The following is a 24,575-nucleotide window of genomic DNA, read 5'->3' on the forward strand; positions in this document are numbered from 1 at the left end:
TGTACCCGATGTTCCTACCGCCGACACGGCGGCAGGCGCCTTCTTCTTGGCGTCCTGGCTGTGATCTTCGTCGCCGTGCCCCAAGGCTGTTCCCGTGACCATACCCAATGCCAGTGCGGCCACCAGCCTATGCAATTCGATCTTGCGCATCATCAAATCCCTTCTTGGCGCGCTTGTGGCGCCGTGCGGCAAACAATATTCCGGTGACCAGAAGCAGCGCTCCGGAAATCCCCCAGACGACCCACTCGCTCCGGCCGTGGGCATGCACCTCATTGGTCGCGGAAGCCGAGGTGTCCAGCGTGGCGGTCAGGAGATCGACACTGTCGCCGGCCTCGACGCTGATGGTCAGTGGATGTTTGGCCGGCGGCAGGGGCGTGGCAACATCGAGCACATAGGTTCCGGGTGTGGTTTCGCTGGCCACGCCCTTCAGCCCCGCCCCCTCAATCTCTACCCTGGCCTGTATCACTGGTTCATTGCTGGCGAAACGATCCACATGCACCACCAGCTTCTTGCCTTCGAGTGAGGCGACAACCTCGAATTCCTCGGTCGCTGCGGTGGCACGTGGGGTGACGCCCTGACTGACCGGGAGAGGTACTGGCGCCCCGTGGCTGTGCCCATCGCTACTGTCCCCACCTGCCCAGACGGGCAAAGAAAAAGCGACGAGCGTCACAAGAAAAAACTTCTTCACATGCTTCACGGCAACACTCCCAGGGCTTGGTTCCAACGTGATATCGCGGCAGCGCGAGCCACGCGCTGGCGGTCAAAATAGGCATCGGCATCGAAGGCGGCGGCCCGAATGCGCAGCAAGGTCGCCAGATCGAATTCGCCCAGCGAAAAGGCTTTCTCGGCGAGACGCAGGTTCTCGGCGGAAAGCTGGCGGCGCTCCTGTGCCATGGCCAGTTGGCGCTCCGCTGCCTGCAAATTGCGCTGCGCGCGCTCGGCGTCGAGCCGGACCCGGGTCTGGGTACGCAGCAGGTCGGCATCGGCCTGGTTCGCCTCGGCCTGTGCCGCCGATGTTTCCCGACGCACTTGCGAACCGGACGAGAACGGGATCTTGAGCTTGATGCCTACGCTGTTGGAATAGGACTCGGCGAAGTCGCCGCGCTCGCGTACGACTCGCAGCGTCAGCTCCGGCGCCGCGCGACGCGACTCATGCGCGACCTGGACACGCGCTCGGGCGCTGCGCGCGGAGGCGGCGGTAGCAGCCAGCAAGGGATGGAATGCGGCTGAATCGCCGACGTCATCGATCAGTCGTCGCATTGTCGGCGACTCTTCGTCCAGATCCTTCGGGGCCGGAGAACCGATAAGGGTTTGCACGGCCTGCTCAGCCTGGAGCAGGGTTGCCTCCGCCTCGATCAGATCGGCATTGGCAACATGGGTTTCGGTTTGCGCCAAATTAGCGTCGATGCGGGACAGTTCGCCGACCTTGTAGCGACGCATGACATCGGTTTCCAGGGCGCGGGCAGTTTCCAGGCGCCGTGCCGCCAACACCTTGGCACTGCGTGCCGCTGCCAAGGTCCACCACGCCTCCCGCAATTCGCCGCCGACCTCCAGACGCACGGCGGCTCGTCTGGCAACGGCTTCTTCGACGCGGCTCGCCGTCTCGGCTGCACGCGCTGCTTTCTGGCCGGGCAGCCACAGCGGCACCGCCAGTTCGACCTCGTATTCCTGCTTGCCCTGATTGCGATTGAGCCGGTCATTCAGGCTACCGATGCTGACCGAGCCGGGCTCGGGTGTCAGTCCGGCCGCGACATCCTGCGCAGCACGCGCTTCGGCCTCGCGGGCATCCCATCCCGCAGCTTGGGGATTCAAGCGCCAAGCCTGTTCCACGGCTGTCGCCAGTCCGGATTTCGGCGTTTCTGCCGCCTGCACGGAAAGACCAACGAGCAGCCCGGTGGTGCAAACCGCCACCAGCCTCAGTGGTCGGGAGACGATGGTTTTCATGTCTGCTGCGAAGAGAGAGGCAGGAGTACACGACGGCTCGCATTTTGAGTATGAGTTTCCACAGCATTCGCTCCTGTTCGACGATGAGCGAATTCTGCGCAACCTGACCTAACGCCATGCTGACCACCAAATTACATTTCTGTAATCTTGCGAGATTGCCCATGTCAAAACCGGGGGATTACCTGAGACAAGGGTTGGCCGAGGCCGGGTTCGTCGTCGACCTGGCGCGTGACGGCCTCGATGGACTGCATCTCGCGCTGTCACCACAAAAATCAGCTCATTCCAGGTTCTGCACCTGTTCCCGCATCTGTTCGATCAGCAGCTTGAACTCGATCGCGGTCTGCGAAACTTCCGTGACGAGTGATTTGGAACCGAGCGTATTGGCTTCGCGATTGAGTTCCTGCATCAGGAAATCAAGGCGTTTGCCGCTCGCACCGCCGGCCTTGAGCACCCGCTCGACCTCATCGAGATGGGCCGACAAGCGTGCCAGTTCCTCGGCGACGTCGATGCGTGCAGCGAAAACGGCGACTTCCTGACGGATTCGTTCATCGTCGACCCATTGCATGGCGTCCAGCAAGCGCTGCCTGAGCTTCTCGTTGAACGACGCCTGCGCCACCGGAATGCGTGGCCCGACTTCGCGCGCCAGGGCGCGCATGCGGCCAACCTTTTCAAGAATCACTGCCGCGAGTTTTTCACCTTCGCGTGCCCGGCTCGCCGTGAACTCATCGAGGGCCTCGCCGGCCAACGTCAGACAGGCCGGGAGCGCGGTTTCGACGTCGACGCTGTCATCACCGAAAATCGCTGGCCAGTTCAGGATGTCGCTCACGCTCAGCGGAGCAGCCAGAGGCAGGATGCTGCGAATCTGGGTGTCGAACGACCTGAGGCGTTCAAGCAGGTCGGCATTCAGGCAAAGCTGTTGCGCACTCCCTCTTTCCGGAACAAAGCTGACCCGACATTCGAGTTTGCCGCGGCGGATGCGCGCGCCGATCAGTTCCCGCAACGCTGGTTCGACGACGCGCAATTCGTCACAAACCCGAAATTGGCAATCCAGGTAGCGGGAATTGACACCTTTCAATTCGATGTGCAATTCCCCGCCGCTGACGGCGCGCTTTCTGGCAGCATAGCCGGTCATGCTATAAATCATTGAAATCCTGACACGTAAACGACCCTGAATGAGCAACCGGCTTTACAGTTCACCGCAAAAAACCGGACAATGGGAAACAATGTGAATGATAGCCCTGACACGGATGGTGCAACAAGCGAACCAACCCCTTCCCGCCGGTTTCCAACTCGATGAATATTCCATCGAGCATCAACTGTCGATGGGAGGTTTTTCAATCGTCTACGTAGCTACCGACGCACAGGGGAAGCGCGTCGCCATCAAGGAATACCTGCCCAATACGCTGGCTTTGCGCAGTGAGGGGCAGACCTCTCCGGTCATCAGTGAAGATCATCTGCCGGCTTTCCGCTACGGCATGAAATGCTTTTTCGAGGAAGGTCGGGCACTGGCCGCGCTTTCCCACCCTAACGTCATCCGCGTGCTGAATTTTTTTCGGGCCAACGATACGGTCTACATGGTGATGGAGTACGAAAGCGGCCATACCCTGCAGGAGCTGATCCAGAAGAACCGCGCCGGGGTCACCGAGAACTTCATTCGCAATGTGTTCACCAAGATGCTCAACGGCCTGCGCGAGGTGCATGCGCACCGGCTGCTGCATCTCGACCTCAAACCGTCGAACATCTACATGCGCAACAGCCACATCCCGGTGCTGATCGACTTCGGCGCGGCCCGCCAGACGCTGGCTTCCGACACACCGATGCTCAAGCCGATGTATACGCCCGGCTTCGCCTCTCCCGAACACTACTGCCAGCGAGACCTGCTCGGCCCATGGAGCGACATTTACAGTGTCGGCGCCTCGATGTATGCCTGCATCTCCGGCAATACACCGCAACCGGCCAACAACCGCCTCGAAAAGGATCGGATGGTACCCGCCATGGTCCGCTGGGAAGGGCAATACTCTGATCAATTGCTCGAAACCATCGACTGGTGTCTGTGCCTGAACCATCGGTACCGGCCGCAGAGCGTCTTTGCGCTGCAGAAAGCGCTCACCGAGCCGGTCATCACTGCCACGCCACCTCCAGTCCCGCAGCAGAAGGACTCCTGGCTGGTGCAGGTAGTCGGAAAATTCAAGAAGACCTAGGGGATTATGAAATTCAGCATCTACCAGGAAAGTCGTACCGGCATGCGCGCCAACAACGAAGACCGGCTGGCTTACTGCTACTCACGGGAAGCCTTGCTGATGGTCGTCGCCGATGGCATGGGCGGTCACTACTATGGTGAAGTTGCCGCCCAGATCGCGGTGCAGACGCTGACCGAGGCATTCACGCGCGAATTCAGGCCACGCATGCGTGACCCCTTCCTGTTTCTGCAGAAAGGGATGATCAACGCCCACCGGGCCATCGTCGACTATGCCGAAAGGCATCATCTGGTTGACTCGCCGCGTACCACCTGCGTCGCCTGCATCGTGCAGAACAATATCGCCTACTGGGTGCACTCGGGCGATTCACGGCTATATCTGCTGCGTAACGGCAAGGTGTTGGCACAGACCAGAGATCACTCGCGTGTTCGACAATTGTTCGATCAGGGAGTGATCAGCGAGGAACAGATGGCCGGGCACCCCGAGCGACACAAAATCTACGGCTGTCTGGGTGGCCAGCAAAAACCGGAGATCGAGTATTCCCGCAAGACCACCCTGGAAGCGGGAGATGTCCTGGCATTGTGCACGGATGGCGTATGGGGTGTGCTACCCGCCGGCACCCTGGCACTCTCCCTGAAGACCGCCGATCTGGCGTATGCCGTGCCGCTGCTGCTTAACGACGCGCAAGCCCGCGGCGGTTCGCATGCCGACAACCTGTCGATGATCGCCGTGCGCTGGGGAGACAGTTACAGCGATCAGAGCAGCGGCGGGAGCGGTACGAGTGGCCTGATCTCCACCAAGACCATGCCGAAAGACTCGGTCACCAAGATCATCGATGAATTCGGACGCCACCAGAGCGGCAAGACCGACCTCTCCGAAGAGGAGATCGAACTCGCCATCGAAGAGATCCGCTCGACCATCCAGAAGTACACCAAATAGGAGGGACCCGCATGCGCCCCAGCAAACGCCTGGCCTCACAGTTGCGCCAGGTGCGGATCACGCGCCGCTTTACTCGCCACGCCGAAGGCTCGGTACTGATCGAAATCGGCGATACCCGTGTCCTGTGCACGGCCAGTGTCGAAGAGTCGGTACCACCCTTTCTGCGCGGTCGTGGCCAGGGCTGGGTCACCGCCGAATACGGCATGCTGCCGCGGTCGACACACACACGCACTGGACGGGAGGCGGCGAAGGGCAAGCAGAGTGGTCGTACCCAGGAAATCCAGCGCCTGATCGGTCGCGCACTGCGCGCGGTGACCGATTTGAAAATGCTCGGCGAACGCCAGATCACGCTCGACTGCGATGTCCTGCAGGCCGACGGCGGCACGCGTTGCGCTGCGATCACCGGCGCCTGGCTGGCGCTCAACGACGCCTGCGAGCACCTGTTGAGTCAGGGCAAGATCGGCGCAAACCCGCTGTCTGACCAGGTCGCCGCGATTTCAGTCGGGCTCTATCAGGGCGCAGCCATTCTCGATCTCGACTACGCCGAGGACGCCAACTGCGACACTGACATGAACGTGGTGATGACCAGCCGGCAAGGCATCGTCGAGGTACAGGGGACCGCTGAAGGCGATCCCTTCACGCGAATACAGATGAACGAATTGCTGGACCTCGCTACGGCCGGTATCGGTGAGCTGCTGGCGCAGCAGAAAGCGGCCCTGCACTCATGAAACTTGTCCTGGCTTCAAACAATCCCAAGAAACTCAAGGAACTCGACGCGATTCTCGCAGCGCTGGATTGGCAGCTCATTCCCCAGGGCGAGTTCGGCATTGCCGAGGCCGAAGAACCGCATTGCACCTTCGTCGAGAATGCCCTGGCCAAGGCACGCCACGCGTCACGGCTGACCGGCCTGCCGGCGCTGGCCGACGACTCGGGCCTCTGCGTCGACGCTTTTGGCGGCGCTCCCGGCGTGCAGTCCGCACGCTACGCTGGCGAACCCAGGTCTGATGCCCGCAACAATCAAAAACTGCTCTCCGAACTCGGCGACAACACTCAGCGCATGGCTCACTTCGTTTCGTTGATCGTTTTTGTTCGCCACGCCGACGATCCGCAACCGATCATTGCCGAGGGGGAATGGCACGGCGAAATTCTCTCGGCCGCACGCGGTGACGATGGCTTTGGCTACGATCCGCTGTTCTATATCCGCGAACTCGACCGGACCGCGGCGGAACTCGACGCCGCCGAGAAGAACCGCCGTTCGCATCGTGGCCAGGCGCTCGCCCGCCTCGTCGAGCGCCTGCAAGCGCGCGCGCAACTGTCCTATCCACGCTGATGCCAGGCAGCCGAAGCCGCAGGGTCATTCCTTTGCTGCCGCAGGCGCGCCTGGCGGCAACAAAGGAATCCGAACCGCGATTTCGCAGCCCGCCGCCACTCTCGCTTTACGTCCATATCCCGTGGTGCGTGCAGAAGTGCCCCTACTGCGATTTCAACTCGCATTCGCTGCAAGTGGCCAGCACCACAATGCCGGCAGCGATCCCCGAAAGCGACTACCTTGCGGCCCTGGTTGCCGACCTTGAGTCGGCGCTGCCGCTGGTCTGGGGACGCCGTATCGACAGCGTATTTTTTGGCGGTGGGACGCCCAGCCTGCTCTCGGGCGCAGGGCTCGATCAACTCCTGGCCGCACTGCGCAGCCGCCTGCCCTTCCTGCCGGGTGCCGAGATCACGCTCGAAGCCAATCCGGGAACCGTTGAAGCGGCGCGCTTCGCAGCCTTTCGCGACGCCGGGATCAACCGCCTGTCGCTCGGCATTCAGAGCTTCAACCCACAGCATCTCAAGGCGCTCGGCCGCATCCACGACGATCACGAAGCGCGGCGCGCGATCACGATCGCCGCCAGCCATTTCGACAATTTCAATCTCGACCTGATGTACGGTCTGCCCGGGCAGACGCTGGCCGAGGCGCTCGCCGACCTCGACGCGGCACTGGCGTTCTCACCACCGCATCTGTCCTGCTATCAACTGACCATCGAAGCGAATACTGCTTTCGCGGCCAGACCACCGGCACTGCCCGAAGACGACCTGTGTGCCGACATGCAGGACGCCATCGAAGCCAGGCTGGCAGCCGCCGGCTACCTGCACTACGAAACCTCGGCCTTCGCAAGACCTGGCCGGCAGTGCCAGCACAACCTCAACTACTGGCATTTCGGCGACTATCTGGGAATTGGTGCCGGCGCGCATGGCAAGCTGACGCTGCACGATCGCGTTCTGCGCCAGATGCGCTGGAAAGGACCGGAGCAGTATCTGGCCCAGGTTGCAGCCGGGATGCCGGTGCAGGAAGAGTTTGCCGTCGCTGCCGCGGATTTGCCGTTCGAGTTCATGCTCAACGCGCTACGCCTGATACAGGGTTTCGACGCACCGCTCTTCGAGTCGCGAACCGCGCTGTCGCTGCTCAGCATCGAGGGCAAGCTGCGACAGGCCGAGCAGGAAGGACTGATCGAACGTCGACGGCAGCGTATCGCCCCGAGCGAGCACGGCCGGCGCTTTCTCAATCGCCTGCTGGTGAGTTTCCTGGCCGACGCGGGGTGACCACCAACTGCGCGCGCTCGGCACCAGGCTGCGCGCGGCGAGCAGTGATCACCATCGAGCGCGGCACATAGGGGCGTGGCATGGGCCGCTGTGCCAGCGGGACCGAACTGACCCGCAATTCATTGACCGCCGCGCGCAGTTTCTTGTGCAGTTCCTCGCTCGGCCGTCCTTCGGCTTCAGCAAGACGAATCTCCTTGAGAATCGCGTCGATTGTCGGCGTGACCGCAGCCGAGCGCGTCGCTTCGCCAAAACTCTCCTTCGGTGTCTTGACGGCAATTGCGAATTCCTCTGGCGACGAAATCATTTTCGCCAGCCGCAGGTGGTCGTAGCGCATGGCCATGGTCACTGCCGAATCACCCCAATCGCTCTGGAGTTTCGGATTGGCGCCCGCTTCGAGCAAACCGCGCGCCAGATTCTCGTGGCCTTCACGAGCCGCCATCATTAACGGCGTAGCCCCGTTCGGTGCGCGCGCATTGACATTGGCACCACGCGCCAGCAGATCATTGACCACCTTTTCGTGGCCATTGAAGACTGCGTAGTGCAGTGCTCCCCACTGGTTGCCGATACGGTCGAGCGGCGCACCGCGATCGAGCAGCCATTTGACGGCCGCCTGATGCCCACCCCAGGCCGCCAGTTGCAGCGCTTGTTCGCCATGGCGATTGGTCTGCCGCAAATCGGCACCGCGTTCGACGAACAGTGCCATCATGTCGATCTGGCCATACCAGGCAGCGACCATCAGGCCCGTCCCAATGTGCGCTGCCTGGTACTCCGGATTCAGTCCCTCGTCGAGCCAGCGTTTGACGGTGCGCAGATCACCCCGCTCGACGGCATATTCAAAAGTGATGGGATCGGGTACCGATGCCTCGGCTGACGCCGACGCTGCCAGCAGGCAGCACAGGAGCCAGGCCCAGCGACCCAGTGGCTTGATCAAAGGCTTCACACACATTCTCCATTCCGGCTCGACAGAACACCCTTGCAGAGCCCTACGCCCGTGCCTGCCGCACGGATTTGCTTCACAATGTCAGACCCATGCTGCCTTGCCTGCCCTTTGCCATCGCCCTCTCGCTCGCCCTGCACGCCGGGGTGCTGTTTTGGGATGCCCGCAAACTCGGCCTGCCGCCGGCACCGCCGCCAATCGAGGCATCCCTGCAGCCGCCAGCGCCGCACCCTGCGCGTAACAACGAGCCGCTGCTGAAAAATACGCTCACCGATGACCCGGCCCTGGTCAAAGCTGGACCCCCTGCCCCGCCGGCTGTTCGTACGCTGCCGCCAACCGCCAGAGTGGTGGCGAGGCGCCAGATCGAGGCCGCACAGCGCAAATTGTCGCAGCACCTCTACTACCCGCCCGCAGCCATCGCCCGCGGCCTCGAAGGCGAAGTGCGCCTGCTGCTGACGATCGCCGACGACGGCAGCATCAGCGACGTCGTCATTGCCGCCAGCAGTGGCCATGCCCTCCTCGACCAGGCGGCGGTGAAAGCGGCCTACGCGATGGGGCGTATTGGCTGGGCGAACTCACGCGAGTTCATTCTGCCGGTCATCTTCCGGCTGGAGTGAATCCCGCCGGCGGCGAAATACCAGGTCCCAGACGCCGTGCCCGAGCCGCCGGCCGCGCTGCTCGAACTTGGTCTGCGGACGCTGCTCCGGGCGCGGCGCGTAGCCGAGTGCGGTATTCTCCAGCAGCGTTTCGGCCGAGAGTACGGCCAGCATCTGCTGCGCATAATTTTCCCAATCGGTCGCGCAATGGAGATAGCCGCCCGGCTGCAGGCGGCTGGCGAGCAGCGCGACAAACGGCGCTTGCAGCAGCCGCCGCTTGTGGTGGCGCAGCTTCGGCCAGGGATCGGGAAAAAAGATGTGCGCCCCGGCGAGCGATCCCGGCACAAGCATGTCACGCAGCACTTCGACAGCGTCGTGCTGAACGATGCGCTGATTGTGCAGGCATTTTTCGGCGACCAGTTTGCACAGGCTGCCGACACCCGGCGTGTGGACTTCGATGCCGAGATAGTCGTTTTCAGGATGCAGGGCGGCAATCGCTGCCGAAGTCTCGCCCATGCCGAAACCGATTTCGAGAATGCGAGGTGCCACGCGTCCGAACAGCGCATCGAGATCGAGGCGTGCCGCCGCGTAAGGAACGCCGATCTTCGCCATCATCTCCTGATGATAGCGTTGCTGGGCATTCGATACCCGCCCCTGACGGCGAACGAAGCTGCGAATATGCCCGGCCCGCGCAGCCGCATCCGCGCCCGCCTGCACGGAATCCTGCACAGTCATGCCTAGGACCCGATCAGGCCGGTCGTTGGTGACGAGGGGTCTGCCGAGTAGTACTTGCGCGGCATCCGCCCGGCGAGAAAGGCCTCGCGCCCGGCCTCGACGGCTTTTTTCATGGCGCTGGCCATCAGCAGCGGATCGCGGGCGTGCGCGATGGCGGTATTCATCAGCACCCCGTCGCAACCGAGTTCCATCGCAATCGCGGCATCCGAGGCGGTGCCGACGCCCGCATCGACGAGCACCGGCACCCTGGCGTTGTCGATGATCAGGCGCAGGTTCCAGGGATTGACGATCCCCATCCCCGAGCCGATCAACGAAGCCAGCGGCATCACCGCCACGCAACCGATCTCTTCGAGCATTCTCGCCTGGATCGGGTCGTCGGCGCAGTAGACCATCACCTCGAAGCCCTCCTTGACCAGGATCTCGGCGGCCTTGAGCGTTTCCGGCATGTTCGGAAACAGACTGGCCGGATCACCGAGCACTTCCAGCTTGCACAGTGCATGCCCCTCGAGCAGCTCGCGCGCCAGTCGCAGCGTGCGTACCGCGTCCGCCGCAGTGTAGCAGCCGGCGGTATTCGGCAGGATCGTGAATTGCGACGGTGGCAGCACGTCGAGCAGGTTCGGTTCGCCGTGATTCTGACCGATGTTGGTACGGCGAATCGCAACAGTCACAATCTCGGCGCCAGAAGCGTCGATGGCGGCACGAGTTTCTGCGAAGTCCCGGTACTTGCCGGTACCGACGAGGAGGCGCGAGCGGTAGTTCCTGCCGGCGACCGTCAGGCTGTGTAGAGAAGATGGCATGTGTCTTTCGCTTGAGAGCAGGTCAATGAGGCTCAGCCGCCACCGACGGCAACGACGATCTCGATCCGGTCACCATCGGCCAGCATCGTTTCGCCATGCCGGCCGCGCGGGACGATTTGACCGTTGCGTTCGACGGCGATGCGTTTGCCGGCGTGGTTCAAGGTCAGCACGAGTTCGGCCACCGTCATCGGCGAAGAAAAGTGGCGGCTTTCGCCGTTGATCAGGATATCCATAGGGAGGAAATTCTAGCACGCAGAGGCCGGGAGGATTCCGGCTGATGTGTGACTGGGTAAACGGACCACCCCCGCGCAAGGCACACCGACCACGGCGTTGCGGGATACGGCAAGGCCCCTGTGCCTGCCGGCAGCAATCTCATCGCCGATGTTTAACGTGCGCCGTGCCAGGGCCCCGTCCGGCCGCTCCGCTTCGGCCGGTAGCAACTGGAGCAGACCACTTGTTGCGTTTGAGCATCCTGCCGGTAGGGTACGCATCGACTACAATGGATGGACAAGCACAGAGGGAAGTTCGGCTGCGCAGCACAGTCCATCGCCGGCAAGCGAACCCCCACATTGATCACACCTGGATAGCGCCGTTGGATCGAGCAAAATGCACACCCTCCTGCACACAGCTACGCAACCCGGTTTGGCCAGACGACCGATGCACGCACTCCTGCTGTTTCTGGCGCTGCTCTTCGCAACCGCCGCACCGGCTCAGGAATGGCACTATACCGTCCGTCCTGGCGACAATCTGTGGAATGTCTCGACCCGTTATCTGACGGCCGTGGACTACTGGCCAAAGCTGCAGGCACTCAACGGGGTGACCGATCCCGAACATCTTTCCCCAGGGACCCGGCTGCGCATTCCGGTCGCCTGGCTCAAGCGCCTGCCGACCAAGGCCCTGGTCCTGGCGGTACAGGGGCAGGTGCAGGCCCTGATCGCATCGACCAGAAAAAGGGTGGCCGTCGATCCTGGACTGTTCCTGCATCAGGGCGACATCCTGGGTACCGGACCCGACAGCAATGTCACCCTGAGATTCGCTGATGGCTCGCGGGTGTTGCTGCAGGCGGATAGCGAGTTGCGACTGTCGATCCTGAACGCACGCGTTCAGACGCCGTTCGTCGATACCCGTGCCCGCCTGGAAAAAGGCCGCGCCGACAGCGAGGTCACGCCGCGCACGACAGGCGCCGGCAACCGTTATGAAATCTGGACCCCTGCCGCCCATTCGGCCGTGCGCGGTACGCGCTACCGGATCAGCATGGACTCTGTGACGGCGACCTCGCGACTGGAAGTGCTTGAAGGAAGAGTCGAGTTGCAGGGTGGCCGAAAAATCCGATCGATCCCGAAAGGCTTCGGCACCCTGACCGAGACCGGCAAGCCGCCGCTCGTGCCGGTGGCGCTGCTGCCACCACCGACGCTCGGCGAGTTGCCAGCGCTGGTCTCGCGCGTACCGATCCGCTGGAGTTTCCCGGCCGTCCCGGAGGCGGCGGCATATCGCGCACAGGTCGCGCCCAATGAACGATTCGACCTCCTCGTGTTCGACGCCGTCTCGTCGACTTCGGTCATACGCGGGCCGGACCTTCCGGATGGGAATTACGTCCTCCGGATTCGCGGCATCGACGCCAGGGGTCTTGAAGGAAACGACGCCGAACACCGTTTCCGTCTGCATGCCCGCCCCGAACCACCGCTCCTCGTCCGACCACCCCACCAGAGCGGCGTGGTCGACAAACCGCTGCTCTTCGAGTGGTCGGAACCGCAGGGCGCGGCCAGCTACCTCTTTCAGCTGGCCAACGACGAACGCTTCCTGACCCCGCTGCTCAAGCAGGACGATCATCGCCAATCGCGCCTGACCGTCGAGCAGTCGCTTGAACCCGGGCAGTACTTCTGGCGGGTCGCTGTCCGCGACTCGACCGGGCGAGAGGGTCCGTTCAGCGACCCGCAAGCGTTCCGGCTGCAGGCCGCAGCGCAGATGCAGCCCCCCGAACTGGCTGCCGACCGCCTGACCTTCCGCTGGGGCACGGTTGCGCCCGGTCTGCAGTACGACTTTCAACTGGCCAGGGATACCGATTTTGCCGATCTCGAGCTGGAATCCCGGGTATCCGAAGCGCAGGTGAACTTGCCTCGCCCGGATTCCGGCGTCTATTACCTGCGCGTACGCACCATCGAGGCCGACGGTTACGTGGGACCGTATGGTCCGGTGCAGCGGATCGAGCTTCCCGCGCGCAACTACTGGCCGGCGGCACTGGTGGTCCTGCTTGCGCTGGTGTTGATCTTTTGATCCAGGTGTCGTGATTGCAACCTTCAAGGCCAGTTCTGACTGGTCGAAACGGATTCTTGTCTCGCTGTTATTGACGGTTGCCGCGCTGCTGCTGAGCGAAAGCAACCTACTGCATCGCTGGAACCTGTTCCTCTACGACTGGAACCGGATGGCGTGGTCGCGCGCACCGGCCGACGACATTGTGATCGTGGCCATTGACGAGCAAAGCCTGCGGGAAATCGGACGCTGGCCGTGGTCACGGCGTATCCATGCGCAACTGACCCGTCAGTTAACGGCGGCCGAGGCGAGGGTAATCGGTCTGGATATCGTCTTCGCCGAACCCGAGACCAGCGATCCCGGCGCCGACGCAGAACTGGCCACTGCCCTCGCGGCCAACGGCCGCGTCGTCCTGCCGGTTCTCAATGAACAGCACCGCCTCGGTGAGGAGTTGCGGGAGACCCTGCCGATCCCTCTGCTGCAGGCAGCGGCTGCCGGCATCGGCCACGTCGATGTCGAACTCGACCTCGACGGCATTGCCCGCAGCGTGTTCCTCAAGGCCGGCCTCGGATCGTCCCGCTGGCCAACGCTGGCTTTGGCCATGCTTGAACTGAGCGACCCCGCTGCCGAGCGGGCGTTACCCGGCGAGCGCGCCCCACACACCGCTCCACCATCACCCGACGCCTGGCACCGCGATTATCGCATCCTGATTCCGTTTGTTGGTCCGCCAGGGCGTTTTCGGCATTTTTCCTACCGCGACGTTCTGCGCGGGGATTATCCGCCGGCAACCTTCCGGGGCAAGTTTGTGCTGGTCGGTGCGACGGCCAGCGGCATGGCCGATGCACTGCCCACACCGGTTTCCGCTTACTCGCGGCTGATGCCGGGCGTCGAATACAACGCCAACGTTCTCGACGCGCTGCGGCAAGGCTTGACCATCCAGCCTTTGCCCGACCACTGGACGCTACTGCTGACCGGGGTGCTGGTGTTCTTCCCGATGCTGCTCCATAGCACTTGCCCGGCACGCTGGACCTTGCCAGTGGCGGTTTTGTCGCTGCTGCTGACCCTCATCAGCAGCTTCGCCCTGCTCTATGCCAGACAGCTCTGGTTCCCGCCGGGGGCAACACTGCTCGTGCAGGGGCTGGGCTGTCCCTTGTGGAGCTGGCAACGCCTGCGCCTGCTCATCCGTTCTCTGTTCGAGCAGGAGAAACGTGCCCAGGTCGCTCTGCACTCGATCGGCGATGCCGTGATCACCACCGACGCCAATGGGGCCGTGCAGTACCTGAATCCGGTCGCCGAAAGCCTGCTCGGCGCGGCACCAGGCACTTTGCGCGGACAGGAACTGGGCAGCATGTTCCAGGTCGCCGACGAACACGAGCGCTACCGCGCGGTGAATCTGGTCGCCCTATGCCTCGAAGCAGGCGCCCTGGTCAGACTGCCCGAGCCCTCCATCCTGCGCAACCAGGCCGGCGAGGAATACGCCATCCGGGCTTCGGCAGCGCCGATCCACGACCCGCAGATGCGAATCACCGGAGTCGTCATCGCCTTCAGCAACATCACCGAAACCCGCCGCTTGACCGAGCAGATGCGGTATCAGGCCAACCATGACGCGCTGACCCATCTGCCCAACCTCGACCTGCTGCGCGACCGCCTCAAGCATGCCATCGCACGCGCGCGCCGGAGCGGTCAGAGCCTGGCGCTGTTGTTCGTCGATCTGGATCAGTTCAAGAAGATCAACGAGGGGTTGGGTCACAGCGCCGGCGATGCCCTGCTGCGGGCCGTCGCCGACCGGCTGCTGCTCTGTGGCCGCAAGGACGACACCATTGTTCGCGTCGGCGGTGATGAATTCATCTGCATGCTGGAGGACTTGCGTCAGGAAGACCGGGTCGTTGACTTCGCCCACAAGCTGTTGAGGATGCTCGAAACGCCGTTTCAGATCGGCAACAATGAATGTGTGGTCACTGCGAGCATCGGCATCTGCCTGTTCCCCAAGGATGGCGGCGATGTCGAGACCCTGCTGCGAAACGCCGACACGGCGATGTATCGCGCCAAGGAGAGGGGTCGCAACAACATCCAGTTCTACGCCCACGACATGCATCTGCGCAGCCTGGAACGGCTGAACATGGAACAGGATCTGCGCCATGCCCTGGCGCGTCAGGAACTGGAAATCCATTACCAGCCGCAGATGGACCTGCGTCAGGGCCGCATCATCGGCGTCGAAGCCCTGTTGCGCTGGCGGCATCCCCGGCGCGGGCTGATCTCGCCGCTCGACTTCGTTCCCCTGGCGGAGGAAACCGGGTTGATCGAAAGTATTGGTGAGTGGGTGCTCAGAACCGCCTGCCGGCAGGCGAAAGCCTGGCAGCAGAACCTCCGGCCGACGCTGCGCATGGCGGTAAACCTGTCGCCCCGCCAGTTCCTGCGTCCCGGGATGGTGAGCATGATCGCGGAAATCCTGCGGGAAACCGGTCTGGAACCCTGCTATCTCGATCTTGAAATCACCGAGAGCCTGCTGATGAAGGACGTACAGGGCAGCATCACGACCATGCATGCGCTCAAGGCCATCGGCGTCCGCTTGTCGATCGACGATTTCGGCACCGGTTATTCTTCACTCAATTATCTGAAGCAATTCCCGATCGACCAGTTGAAAATCGACAAGTCCTTTGTGCACGACCTGGTCGTCGGCAAGGATGACGCTTCGATCACGCTGGCGATCATCGCCATGGCGCACAGCATGTCGCTGACCGTGATCGCCGAGGGCGTCGAAAGCGAAGCGCAAAAGGCCTTCCTGCGCGCCAATCAATGTGATGAAATTCAGGGCTACCACTTGAGCCGTCCGCTCCCGGCGGGCCAGATCCCGGTGTTGCTCAAGTGACCGTGCAAACCGCAGGTCGGATGAGCACAGCATAACCCGATCTTTTCAACTCAAGGATCTGCTCCCGGCTGCCGTTACTGAACCAATAGGGCCCTCATCGCCATGAACAAGGAAAGGAAATTCCCATGCCGCATCGCTTCCGTGATCTTGCCATTGCTCTGAAACTGAATCTGGTGCAGGGTCTGGTCATGCTGGCGATCATTCTCGCCGCCACAGGATGGACCGCCTCGTATCTGCGCGAACAACTGACCTACAAGGCACTCGACGACCTCAAACAGATCAATCGCCTGGCCGTGTCGATGTTCGAGACTTACGACCAGGGCCTGCGTCACGACATCGAGCGCAGCGGCCGGGTGTTCTCGGGCAGCTTCGACAAGCCGTTTGAACTGGTCGAGGCCGGCGCAGCGCCGCAACTGCTACACGGCGGAACGCGAATCGACGACCGCCTCGACCTCACCGACACCTTCACGGCAAAGGCCGGAACCGTGGCGACGATATTCATTCGCCAGGGGAACGATTTCCTGCGCACCGCCACTTCATTGAAGAAGGAAGATGGCGCGCGGGCGACGGGAACCCTGCTGGGCACTGACCATCCTGCGCGCCAGCCCTTGCTTGCCGGCCAGCCCTATACCGGCAAGGCCACGCTATTCGGCAGGGATTTCATGACCCACTATGTCCCGGTTCGCGACGCCTCGGGCAAGGTGATCGGTGCCTTTTTCGTCGGACTGGAATTTACCGAAGGGCTGCAGGTTTTGAAGAAGAGCATCCTGGCGATCAAGGTCGGCAGCACGGGGTATGTCGGCGCGCTCGACGCCGGCAAGCAGAAAGGTGTCGCGACCCTCCACCCGGCCAAGGAAGGGGCCAACCTGCTGGCCGCCAAGGACAGTCGGGGTTTCGAGTTCATTCGCGAGATGGTCGACAAGAAGTCCGGAAGCATCCGCTACGAGTGGGCAAATCCCGGCGAGACCAGCGCGCGCGAAAAGGTTGCGGTTTTTGATCACTTTCCGGCCTGGGACTGGGTCGTCGTTTCCACCAGCTACGTCGAAGAAATCAGTGGCGGCGCCGACATCGTCGTCCGTAACCTCGCCTGGATGGCGCTGGTGATCATCGTCGCCACCCTGCTCAGCGGCTTCGTGGTGACTCGGCGATGGATCACACGGCCGCTGCACGAAATCTCCCTCGCAGCCGACCGGATTGCTGCCGGCGACCTGACAGGCAGGCTGACGGGCGACAGTACCGACGAGGTCGGCCATCTGAAGCAGGCCATCGGCAAGATGGCGGAGAATCTGCAAACGACGGTCGGCAGCGTCCGCCAGGCCTCGGCAACGATCCTCGAACAGTCGCTCGCACTGGTGACTGCAGCCGAACAGGTCAGCAGCAGCGCGCAGGTGCAGCGCGATGCGGCGACCGGAATGGCCGCTTCGGTCGAGGAAATGAGCGTCAGCATTGATCGGGTGGCCGAGCACGCACACGCTGCGCAAGGGCTATCGATCTCTTCCGGGCAGGCCGCGAGCCAGGGCGCCGAGGTGATTCACCAGGCGGTGGGGGCGATGAACCAGATCACCGGTTTCGTTCGCCAGGCGTCGACAACGGTGAGCGAACTCGGACGCCGCTCGCAGGACATTTCGGCGGTCGTTCAGGTGATCCGCGAGATCGCTGATCAGACCAATCTGCTCGCCCTCAACGCCGCCATCGAGGCGGCACGGGCGGGGGAACAGGGACGCGGCTTTGCGGTCGTTGCCGACGAAGTGCGCAAGCTCGCCGAAAGGACGGCGACGTCCACGCACTCGATCAGCGAGATGATCGGCCACATTCAGGACGGCGCCAAGGCGGCTGTCCACCAGATGGAAGACGGCGTCGCCCAGGTCGAGCAGGGCAGCGTTCTGGCCGACCGGGCGGGTCAGGCGATCGGTGAAATTGAAGGCCGCACCAACGAGGTCATCACAACGGTCGGCAGCATTTCGGACGCCATCAGGGAACAGAGCCTCGCCAGTCAGACGATTTCCCAGGGGGTCGAGCAGATCGCCCAGATGGCTGAAGCCAGCCACTCGGCATCCCAGGGCACGGCGCAGTCGGCACAGGCCCTGCGTGACCTGGCAGCGCACCTCGACCAGTCGCTCGGCCACTTGCGTGTCCGTTGATGCCGGGCTTCGCTTTCAGGCTCGGCATCGACATTGAGGATATGACCATGGGTCCGCTTTATTGCCATCTGGATAGCGCACTGCAAAAAGCCTTGAGCGAGGTGATCGGCAGCGCCAGCGGATCGCCGCCGGGCTTCGACTCGGTCAGCGACATCGGCGGCGGCTCGATCTCGCGCGCGCTCCTGGTCGAGAGCGCCAGGCAGCGCTATTTCGTCAAACTGAACGACGCCGGCCTGGCCGAGATGTTCGCCGCGGAAGCCGACGGCCTGAGCGCGCTGGCCGGCTGTCCGGCAGTGCGGGTACCACGTGTTTTCGGGCACGGCGTCGCTGCCCGGCAGGCCTACCTGGTGCTCGAATACCTGCCTCTGCAAGCCTTGCGCGACCGAACACAGGGTAGCGCAGCCGGGCATGCACTGGCGACCATGCACCGCATCCAGGGCGCACAACATGGCTGGCACCGTGACAATTTCATCGGCAGTACGCCACAGTCGAATGCCCAGCATCGCAACTGGCCTTTCTTCTTTGCCCGCCAGCGTCTGCTGCCGCAGCTCGAACGAGCAAAGCGACACGCGCAGCACGACAAACTGATCCGCAGTGGCGAACGCCTGAGCGAGAAACTGGCGGCGCTGTTCGTCGATCATCAGCCGCAGCCGAGTCTGCTGCATGGGGATCTCTGGCATGGCAACGCCGCCACTGACGCGTCGGGCACGCTGGCATTATTCGATCCGGCAGTCTATTTCGGCGACCGCGAGACTGACCTGGCGATGAGCGAGCTGTTCGGAGGCTTTCCGGACAGCTTCTACGCCGCCTACCGCGAAGCCTGGCCACTCGACGAGGGTTTCGAACAGCGCAAGACGCTCTACAACCTCTACCATGTACTGAACCACCTGAATCTGTTTGGCAGCGGCTATCTGCATCAGGCCGAGCGCATGATCGCCAGGCTATTGGCAGAAATCGCTGGTTGAAGCCTGGGAGGCTGTACATTTTTCCTTGCTGACTGCAATCCCTGCCGTCATTCCAGCGCAAGCCGGAATCCGGCAGGTTCATCTGATTCCGGAAATGCCCATGGAAATCACAACGAACCCTGCCAAGCTGCGAGTCAGGCATTTCCGCCAGATCCTGCTGTGGCCGCTGCAATTGATGCCCCTGCCCGACGGCGGCCCGTTGCAAAACCACAACCAGTTGCTGGAGCAGGTATCGGACGACAACCCGTGGCGCGAACTTGCGGACGAATTCTGCGGCGACCCGGAGCAATTCCACGAGCGCCATTACAGCGAATTCGTCACCTTCCTGCCCTATGTTCAGCGTTTTCTGTACGGCGAGGGCGGTGGCCAGGAAGAGGCCTCGTCACACGCTGGCGAATCGCCGATCCGCGTCTTCCGTCGCCACGACGTGGCAAAAGTGCGCATGACCTTCAAGGAGAGCGATCAGCCGATCGACTTCGACATCGTGCATCTCGATCTCTACTTCTTCTACGACATCGATGTCGTCATCCTGGTTGTCGAGATTGCGGCCGATGACCTCGATCTACGACAGGTACAGGACACGCTGTACCGCTTTGGCCGCGCGTACCCGCCGTACTGGGACGAGGATGGCAGTGGCGGCCACTGCCTCAAGCTTGCGGAGTGGATCGGGCCAGATGGCCAGGTGCTGTCCGTTTCCGACTACGAGAAACGCAGCAAATACCTGTCTTTCGTTTCTCGCTGCCGGGCGCCGTGCATCTCTGCGCACTGGGAATTCCTGCTCCGCCCGCTGGTGCAGCACCACTCGGGCGAGATGGGCCTGGTGCGCTACCGACAGATCGAGTATCACCGCATGCCCCTGCTCGCCTACCTGGCCGTGGACGATCCCCGCGCCCTGACGCGCGGCGACTTTGCCCGCCTGGTGCTGGTTGCCGGCCCGGGCAAGCCCGGCTCGCTGCCCTACTCCGACCAGCACCTCGAGGGCTTCGAATCGCGCTATTGCTATGACCGCTACTGGCATCCGCAAGCCGAGCCACCGGGAACCCGGCTGATGTCCTGCGGGCACGCATTCGTGATGGTCGGCAGCGCACGCGAAGCCTATTTCACCGGTCTGGAAAACGGCCTCCTCGGCCAGTTTCGCCACCAGTTCTTCCTGCTCTTTCTGATTCCCCACTTCCACAAGGCAGCGCTGCTGATGCTCTCGGATCGACTGGTCGCCGCGCTCAACCAGCTCGAGATCGGCCACGCCGAATCGGTCAAACAGTTCAAGCGCGCGATCCGGCAGATCCTCGAGGTCTTCCTGCGCTTCAGCCATCGCTACTGGTTCCACGAGGTCTCGGACCAGATGCAGGCGCGCGCCCTGTTCAAGATTACCGGCGACCATCTCGGCACGGAAAGTCTCTACACCGAGCTACGCGAGGAGATCCAGGACATGAGCCAGTACCTCGACAGCGACAGCCTGCGCCGACAGGCCAATACGGTCGTCCGGCTCACCGTGGTGACCACTGCCGGTCTGGTGGCGACGATCACCACCGGCTTCCTCGGGATCAATCTGATCGACGCCGCCAACGATGAGCTGGTCGACCGGATCCTCTTCTTCGCCCTGGTGGCCATCCCGTCGATGCTGCTCACGGGTTTTGCCGTCGTCAAGTCGAAACCACTCTCGGACTTCCTCGAAGCGCTCTCCGACGAGCGTCTGTCGCATCGCGACAAACTCGCTGCCCTGCTCCCTGTCTGGCGCAGGAAGCGGCCACCGACAGCGTAGGCTGCACGAGGGAATGGACCTCCCGGTGCGCAGGCAAAACCGCGTCCTGTTGGCAGGGTGCCGGGCCAGGGTGTAGATTGTCGGCTGGCGCAACGCCGGAACACGTTGAGCGAACCGGGCAGGCTCCCCTGACGCTGGCGTGGATTGAAAGGACCGTCCCGAATTGCGTATTCATTCTCTTGGCATCGAACAGGCGCTGGCCAGCCTGAACACCTCGGCGGCCGGCATCCATTCCAGCGAAGCGGCACGCCGTCTGGCCGAGTACGGTCTCAACCATATCGAGGAGGTCACGCACGAGCACCTGCTGCTGCGCTTCGCGCAGGAGTTCACCCACTTCTTCGCGATCATCCTGTGGATTGGTGCCACGCTGGCGTTCGTCGCCGAACATTTCGACCCCGGCCAGGGCATGGCGCGTCTGGGCGTGGCCATCGTCGGGGTGATCATCATCAACGGCATCTTCTCGTTCTGGCAGGAGTACAAGGCAGAGCGGGCAGTCGCCGCACTGCGCCAGTTGCTGCCGCAAAAAGTGAAGGCACTGCGTGACGGCGAGATCGTCGAGATTCTTGCCAGCGAACTCGTACCGGGCGACATCGTGCTCCTTGAGGAAGGGGATTTCGTTGCCGCCGACTGTCGCGTCATCGATGCCTTCGGCTTGCGCGTCAACCTGTCGACGGTCACCGGCGAGTCGCTGGCCCAGGCCCGCAACACCGAACCGAGCGCTGAAGAGTCGCCGCTGCACGCCAAGAACATTCTCCTCGCCGGCACTTCGGTCGTTTCGGGGCAGGGGCGCGCCGTGGTATACGCCACCGGCATGCATACCGAGTTCGGCCGCATCGCCCATCTGACACAGACCGCAGGAGAAACGTCCTCGCCGCTGCAACGCGAGATCGCTCGCCTGTCGCGCATCGTCGCCAGCCTGGCCACGGGCATGGGCGTGACGCTGTTCCTGGTCGGTCAGGCCATCGGTCTGCCGACCTGGGAGAACCTGCTGTTTGCCATCGGCATCATCGTCGCCAACGTCCCGGAGGGACTGTTGCCAACCGTCACCCTGTCATTGGCCATGGCCACCCAGCGGATGGCCAGGCGCAACGCACTGGTACGCCATCTGCCGGCAGTCGAGGCACTCGGCTCGACGACGGTGATCTGTAGCGACAAGACCGGTACGCTGACCCAGAACCGCATGTCGGTACACCAGCTATGGGTTGGGGGTGCATTCCTGCCATGCGCAGATCTGGGAACGCGTGCCCACCTGATCGATGATCACCGCGAGCTGTTCGTCAATGCTGCGCTGTGCCACAACCTGAAGGAGATTGAGGAACAGGGTCGGCACGTACTGCATGGCGATCCGATGGAAATCGCGCTGGCCGAGATCGGCCGGAAAATGGCCGGCGATCTCGGGGGGTTCAGCCGTCTTGACGAAATTTCTTTCGACACCGACCGCAAACGCATGTCGGTGCTTTGCGAAACACCGCAAGGCCGCATGCTCTATTGCAAGGGCGCCCTGGAGACGGTGCTCGCCAGTTGCCAGTTCATCCGCTTCGACGCCGGCCTGGCGCCACTCGACGATGCCGCACGCACCCGCCTGCTGGCGGCACAGGACGAGATGGCCGGCGCCGGACTGCGCGTTCTTGCCTTCGCACATCGAACGGTCAGCGAGGAAGGCGTGCCGGAGGAAGAACAGGGAATGGTTCTCGCCGGGCTGATCGGTCTCGAAGATCCCCCCCGCGCCGAGGTGCCGGAAGCCATCGCGCGCTGCGTCGCGGCCGGCATCCGGATCATCATGGTGACCGGCGACCATCCGCGCACGGCGCTCGCCATTGCCCGCCAGATCGGCATGGTCCGCAGCGAGCGGCCGGTGGTGGTGAGTGGCGAGCAACTGCGCCTGATGTCACCGACGCAACTGCAACTGGCACTCGACGCTCCGGAAATCCTTTTCGCTCGTGTCGCGGCCGAGCAAAAAATGCGCATCGTCGAGGCCCTGAAGAATAAGGGCGAGATCGTCGCCGTCACCGGCGACGGCGTCAATGACGCGCCGGCCTTGAAAACCGCCGACATCGGCATCGCCATGGGCATCGGCGGCACCGATGTCGCCAAGGCGGCGGCTGACCTGATCCTGCTCGACGACAACTTCGCCAGCATCGTCGCAGCGATCGAGGAAGGACGCGCGGTCTTCGAGAACATCCGCAAGTTCCTCACCTACATCCTCAGCTCCAACATTCCCGAGCTGATCCCCTATCTCGCCTTTGTCCTGTTCCGGATCCCGCTGCCGCTGACCATTCTCCAGATCCTGGCGGTCGACCTCGGCACCGACATGCTGCCGGCGCTGGCCCTCGGCGCCGAAAAACCCGACCCGGCGGTGATGACCAGACCGCCGCGCGCGCGCAGCGAGCGACTGCTGTCGTGGGGCCTGATTGCGCGTGCCTACCTGTTCCTCGGCATTCTCGAAGCAGCGGCGGCGATGGGCGTATTCTTCTTCGTCCTCGATGCCGGCGGCTGGCATTACGGTGACTTCCTCGACCCCCACCAGCCGCTCTATCTGCAGGCGACATCTGCCTGCCTGGCTACGATTGTGGTCACACAGATGGTCAACGTCTATCTCTGCCGCCACCCGCAGCATTCCCTGCTCAGCTACGGCCTGGGCGGCAATCGCTATCTGCAGATCGGCATTCTGGCCGAGCTGGCGGTGATCCTGTTCATCCTGTATACGCCGGCCGGCAACTGGCTGTTCGGCACGGCGCCGATCAGCAGTTCCACCTGGCTGCTGGCGGCGGCCTGCGCGGCAGTCATGTGCCTGCTCGAAGAGTTGCGCAAGTGCTGCCTGCGACAGGCCGTGCATGGCTGATCGATGCGCGCTCCCCTGCCACCGCTGATTAACGCGCTGCTCGATCCGGCACGCTATCCCGATCCGGCGCAGCAAGTCGAGCTCATCGAGACACATGCCTCATGGCTGCTGCTGGCCGGTGATTACGTGTACAAGATCAAGAAACCAATCGTTCTGCCTTTTCTCGACTACGGCACGCTCGCGCAGCGGCGTGCTTGCTGCGAAGCCGAACTGCGCCTGAACCGCCGTTTCTCTGCGCAGATCTACCTGGACGTCGTTGGCATCACCGGCTCTCCCGAAAACCCGCAAATCGGCGGCCCCGGCACAGCCATCGAGTTCGCGGTCCGGATGCGCCGCTTTGCCGAGGCCGGCCGCCTGGACCACCTCTGCAGAAACGGCCGACTGAATGCTCGACAGATCTCCGAACTCGCCGCTACGGTGGCCGGATTTCACGAGCGTGCGGCATCAGCCCCCCTTTCGACACGCTTCGGCGAACCAGAACAGGTGCTCTCGCCAGCGCTCGAGAACTTTAAAGAACTGCCGGAGCTGCTGCCCGGGGGCGAAGAGCAGGCGCGATTGACGCGGCTGGCAGCATGGACAGGCACCGAGTTCGCGCGCCTGACACCGCATTTCGCAGCCCGCAAGGCCGCCGGACGGGTGCGCGAGTGTCACGGCGACCTGCATCTTGGCAACCTGGTGTTGATCGACGGACAGGTGCAGATCTTCGACTGCATCGAGTTCAGTGAGGAACTGCGCTGGATCGACGTGGCCAGTGAGATCGCCTTCACCTACATCGACCTCTGCGATCAGGGTCAGGCCGGCCTGGCCGGCTGGCTGGTCAATGAGTGGCTCAGTTGCAGCGGTGATTACGATGCGGTGCAGGTATTGCGCTTCTATGCCGTCTATCGCGCGCTGGTACGGGCCAAGGTGGCTGCTCTCCAGGCCAGGCAGGCGAACGCTGATCTCGGCCAGGCACTCGCCTACCTGGCGCTCGCCGAGCGCCTGGTGACGCCGCCGCCAGCACGGCTGATCATCACCCAC

At 63.0% G+C, this 24,575-nt stretch carries 20 protein-coding genes and 1 pseudogene; 14 read left to right on the top strand and 7 right to left on the bottom strand.

Translation table 11 applies throughout. The features are described from left to right. Positions 1-127: 127 nt before the first annotated feature. Positions 128-697, bottom strand: a complete 570-nt coding sequence (locus CAPSK01_RS23165; protein WP_273703758.1) for a hypothetical protein — start codon at positions 695-697, stop codon at positions 128-130. Then, on the bottom strand, positions 694-1,944 hold the full coding sequence (locus CAPSK01_RS14760; protein ID WP_034928197.1) for a TolC family protein: 1,251 nt from the start codon (positions 1,942-1,944) through the stop codon (positions 694-696). Before CAPSK01_RS14760 ends, CAPSK01_RS23165 begins: the two co-directional genes overlap by 4 nt. Positions 1,945-2,105: 161 nt before the next feature. On the opposite strand from CAPSK01_RS14760, the pseudogene CAPSK01_RS23170 reads away from it, so the two are divergent. Then, positions 2,106-2,204, top strand: a pseudogene (locus CAPSK01_RS23170) (DNA-binding response regulator); the annotation flags it as partial. A gap of 17 nt (positions 2,205-2,221) precedes the next feature. Here the strand turns inward: CAPSK01_RS23170 and CAPSK01_RS14765 are convergent. Next, positions 2,222-3,088 (bottom strand): YicC/YloC family endoribonuclease, encoded by an 867-nt coding sequence (locus CAPSK01_RS14765; protein WP_034928200.1) that lies wholly within the window; start codon positions 3,086-3,088, stop codon positions 2,222-2,224. Between the two features lie 103 nt (positions 3,089-3,191). On the opposite strand from CAPSK01_RS14765, the gene CAPSK01_RS14770 reads away from it, so the two are divergent. The 5 genes from CAPSK01_RS14770 to hemW are packed head-to-tail and all read left to right on the top strand — an operon-like array spanning position 3,192 to position 7,661. After that, positions 3,192-4,145 (top strand): serine/threonine-protein kinase, encoded by a 954-nt coding sequence (locus CAPSK01_RS14770; protein WP_034928203.1) that lies wholly within the window; start codon positions 3,192-3,194, stop codon positions 4,143-4,145. 6 nt (positions 4,146-4,151) lie between these two features. Further along, positions 4,152-5,081 (top strand): PP2C family serine/threonine-protein phosphatase, encoded by a 930-nt coding sequence (locus CAPSK01_RS14775; protein WP_034928206.1) that lies wholly within the window; start codon positions 4,152-4,154, stop codon positions 5,079-5,081. A gap of 11 nt (positions 5,082-5,092) precedes the next feature. Continuing rightward, complete coding sequence (gene rph, locus CAPSK01_RS14780; protein ID WP_034928209.1) at positions 5,093-5,809, top strand: ribonuclease PH; 717 nt, start codon at positions 5,093-5,095, stop codon at positions 5,807-5,809. Continuing rightward, complete coding sequence (rdgB, locus tag CAPSK01_RS14785) at positions 5,806-6,411, top strand: RdgB/HAM1 family non-canonical purine NTP pyrophosphatase (protein WP_034928212.1); 606 nt, start codon at positions 5,806-5,808, stop codon at positions 6,409-6,411. The genes rph and rdgB overlap by 4 nt, the downstream gene beginning before the upstream one ends. Continuing rightward, complete coding sequence (gene hemW / locus CAPSK01_RS14790; RefSeq protein WP_034928215.1) at positions 6,411-7,661, top strand: radical SAM family heme chaperone HemW; 1,251 nt, start codon at positions 6,411-6,413, stop codon at positions 7,659-7,661. Before rdgB ends, hemW begins: the two co-directional genes overlap by 1 nt. On the opposite strand, the gene CAPSK01_RS14795 is transcribed toward hemW, so the two are convergent. Next, on the bottom strand, positions 7,621-8,601 hold the full coding sequence (locus tag CAPSK01_RS14795) for an ankyrin repeat domain-containing protein (protein ID WP_273703759.1): 981 nt from the start codon (positions 8,599-8,601) through the stop codon (positions 7,621-7,623). The two genes, hemW and CAPSK01_RS14795, sit on opposite strands and share 41 nt — an antisense overlap. Before the next feature lie 89 nt (positions 8,602-8,690). On the opposite strand from CAPSK01_RS14795, the gene CAPSK01_RS14800 reads away from it, so the two are divergent. Next, positions 8,691-9,215: an energy transducer TonB gene (locus CAPSK01_RS14800; protein ID WP_034928219.1), complete on the top strand. Its 525-nt coding sequence runs from the start codon at positions 8,691-8,693 to the stop codon at positions 9,213-9,215. On the opposite strand, the gene trmB is transcribed toward CAPSK01_RS14800, so the two are convergent. Genes trmB through thiS form a run of 3 tightly spaced genes read right to left on the bottom strand, consistent with a single transcriptional unit; the run spans position 9,174 to position 10,959 of the window. Next, positions 9,174-9,929, bottom strand: coding sequence for a tRNA (guanosine(46)-N7)-methyltransferase TrmB (gene trmB, locus CAPSK01_RS14805; protein ID WP_273703760.1), 756 nt, complete (start codon positions 9,927-9,929; stop codon positions 9,174-9,176). The two genes, CAPSK01_RS14800 and trmB, sit on opposite strands and share 42 nt — an antisense overlap. Before the next feature lie 2 nt (positions 9,930-9,931). Continuing rightward, positions 9,932-10,726, bottom strand: coding sequence for a thiazole synthase (locus CAPSK01_RS14810; RefSeq protein ID WP_034928222.1), 795 nt, complete (start codon positions 10,724-10,726; stop codon positions 9,932-9,934). A 32-nt stretch (positions 10,727-10,758) separates the two neighbouring features. Further along, complete coding sequence (gene thiS / locus CAPSK01_RS14815) at positions 10,759-10,959, bottom strand: sulfur carrier protein ThiS (protein WP_034928225.1); 201 nt, start codon at positions 10,957-10,959, stop codon at positions 10,759-10,761. Positions 10,960-11,332: 373 nt separating this feature from the next. Here thiS and CAPSK01_RS14820 point away from each other — a divergent pair, with 373 nt between their 5' ends. The 7 genes from CAPSK01_RS14820 to CAPSK01_RS14850 all read left to right on the top strand — a co-directional run. Then, positions 11,333-13,000, top strand: coding sequence for a FecR domain-containing protein (locus tag CAPSK01_RS14820; protein WP_273703761.1), 1,668 nt, complete (start codon positions 11,333-11,335; stop codon positions 12,998-13,000). A 10-nt stretch (positions 13,001-13,010) separates the two neighbouring features. Further along, the gene (locus CAPSK01_RS23175; protein ID WP_273703762.1) at positions 13,011-15,845 is read left to right on the top strand and encodes an EAL domain-containing protein; all 2,835 of its coding nucleotides are present in this window, start codon (positions 13,011-13,013) and stop codon (positions 15,843-15,845) included. Between the two features lie 125 nt (positions 15,846-15,970). Then, positions 15,971-17,986 carry a methyl-accepting chemotaxis protein gene (locus CAPSK01_RS14830; RefSeq protein ID WP_273703763.1) on the top strand — a complete coding sequence of 672 codons (2,016 nt, stop codon included), beginning with the start codon at positions 15,971-15,973 and terminating at the stop codon, positions 17,984-17,986. Positions 17,987-18,033: 47 nt separating this feature from the next. Beyond that, positions 18,034-18,951 (top strand): fructosamine kinase family protein, encoded by a 918-nt coding sequence (locus tag CAPSK01_RS14835; RefSeq protein ID WP_273703764.1) that lies wholly within the window; start codon positions 18,034-18,036, stop codon positions 18,949-18,951. 100 nt (positions 18,952-19,051) lie between these two features. Continuing rightward, on the top strand, positions 19,052-20,713 hold the full coding sequence (locus tag CAPSK01_RS14840) for a hypothetical protein (protein ID WP_034928392.1): 1,662 nt from the start codon (positions 19,052-19,054) through the stop codon (positions 20,711-20,713). Between the two features lie 163 nt (positions 20,714-20,876). After that, entirely contained in the window at positions 20,877-23,555 is a 2,679-nt protein-coding gene (locus tag CAPSK01_RS14845; RefSeq protein WP_034928231.1) for a cation-transporting P-type ATPase, read from the top strand. A gap of 3 nt (positions 23,556-23,558) precedes the next feature. Beyond that, the coding region (locus CAPSK01_RS14850) for a phosphotransferase (RefSeq protein ID WP_273703765.1) at positions 23,559-24,575 on the top strand (1,017 nt) is incomplete at its 3' end.

This window comes from Candidatus Accumulibacter vicinus (assembly GCF_000584955.1).
GTDB lineage: Bacteria > Pseudomonadota > Gammaproteobacteria > Burkholderiales > Rhodocyclaceae > Accumulibacter > Accumulibacter vicinus.

Excerpts from the sequence above, each read along its gene's own strand:
- CAPSK01_RS14760 (WP_034928197.1), bottom strand. The coding sequence starts at position 1,944 with ATGAAAACCATCGTCTCCCGACCACTGAGGCTGGTGGCGGTTTGCACC.
- CAPSK01_RS14765 (WP_034928200.1), bottom strand. The coding sequence starts at position 3,088 with ATGATTTATAGCATGACCGGCTATGCTGCCAGAAAGCGCGCCGTCAGC.
- CAPSK01_RS14770 (WP_034928203.1), top strand. The coding sequence starts at position 3,192 with ATGGTGCAACAAGCGAACCAACCCCTTCCCGCCGGTTTCCAACTCGAT.
- CAPSK01_RS14775 (WP_034928206.1), top strand. The coding sequence starts at position 4,152 with ATGAAATTCAGCATCTACCAGGAAAGTCGTACCGGCATGCGCGCCAAC.
- rph (WP_034928209.1), top strand. The coding sequence starts at position 5,093 with ATGCGCCCCAGCAAACGCCTGGCCTCACAGTTGCGCCAGGTGCGGATC.
- rdgB (WP_034928212.1), top strand. The coding sequence starts at position 5,806 with ATGAAACTTGTCCTGGCTTCAAACAATCCCAAGAAACTCAAGGAACTC.
- hemW (WP_034928215.1), top strand. The coding sequence starts at position 6,411 with ATGCCAGGCAGCCGAAGCCGCAGGGTCATTCCTTTGCTGCCGCAGGCG.
- CAPSK01_RS14800 (WP_034928219.1), top strand. The coding sequence starts at position 8,691 with ATGCTGCCTTGCCTGCCCTTTGCCATCGCCCTCTCGCTCGCCCTGCAC.
- trmB (WP_273703760.1), bottom strand. The coding sequence starts at position 9,929 with ATGACTGTGCAGGATTCCGTGCAGGCGGGCGCGGATGCGGCTGCGCGG.
- CAPSK01_RS14810 (WP_034928222.1), bottom strand. The coding sequence starts at position 10,726 with ATGCCATCTTCTCTACACAGCCTGACGGTCGCCGGCAGGAACTACCGC.
- thiS (WP_034928225.1), bottom strand. The coding sequence starts at position 10,959 with ATGGATATCCTGATCAACGGCGAAAGCCGCCACTTTTCTTCGCCGATG.
- CAPSK01_RS14820 (WP_273703761.1), top strand. The coding sequence starts at position 11,333 with ATGCACACCCTCCTGCACACAGCTACGCAACCCGGTTTGGCCAGACGA.
- CAPSK01_RS14830 (WP_273703763.1), top strand. The coding sequence starts at position 15,971 with ATGCCGCATCGCTTCCGTGATCTTGCCATTGCTCTGAAACTGAATCTG.
- CAPSK01_RS14835 (WP_273703764.1), top strand. The coding sequence starts at position 18,034 with ATGGGTCCGCTTTATTGCCATCTGGATAGCGCACTGCAAAAAGCCTTG.
- CAPSK01_RS14840 (WP_034928392.1), top strand. The coding sequence starts at position 19,052 with ATGGAAATCACAACGAACCCTGCCAAGCTGCGAGTCAGGCATTTCCGC.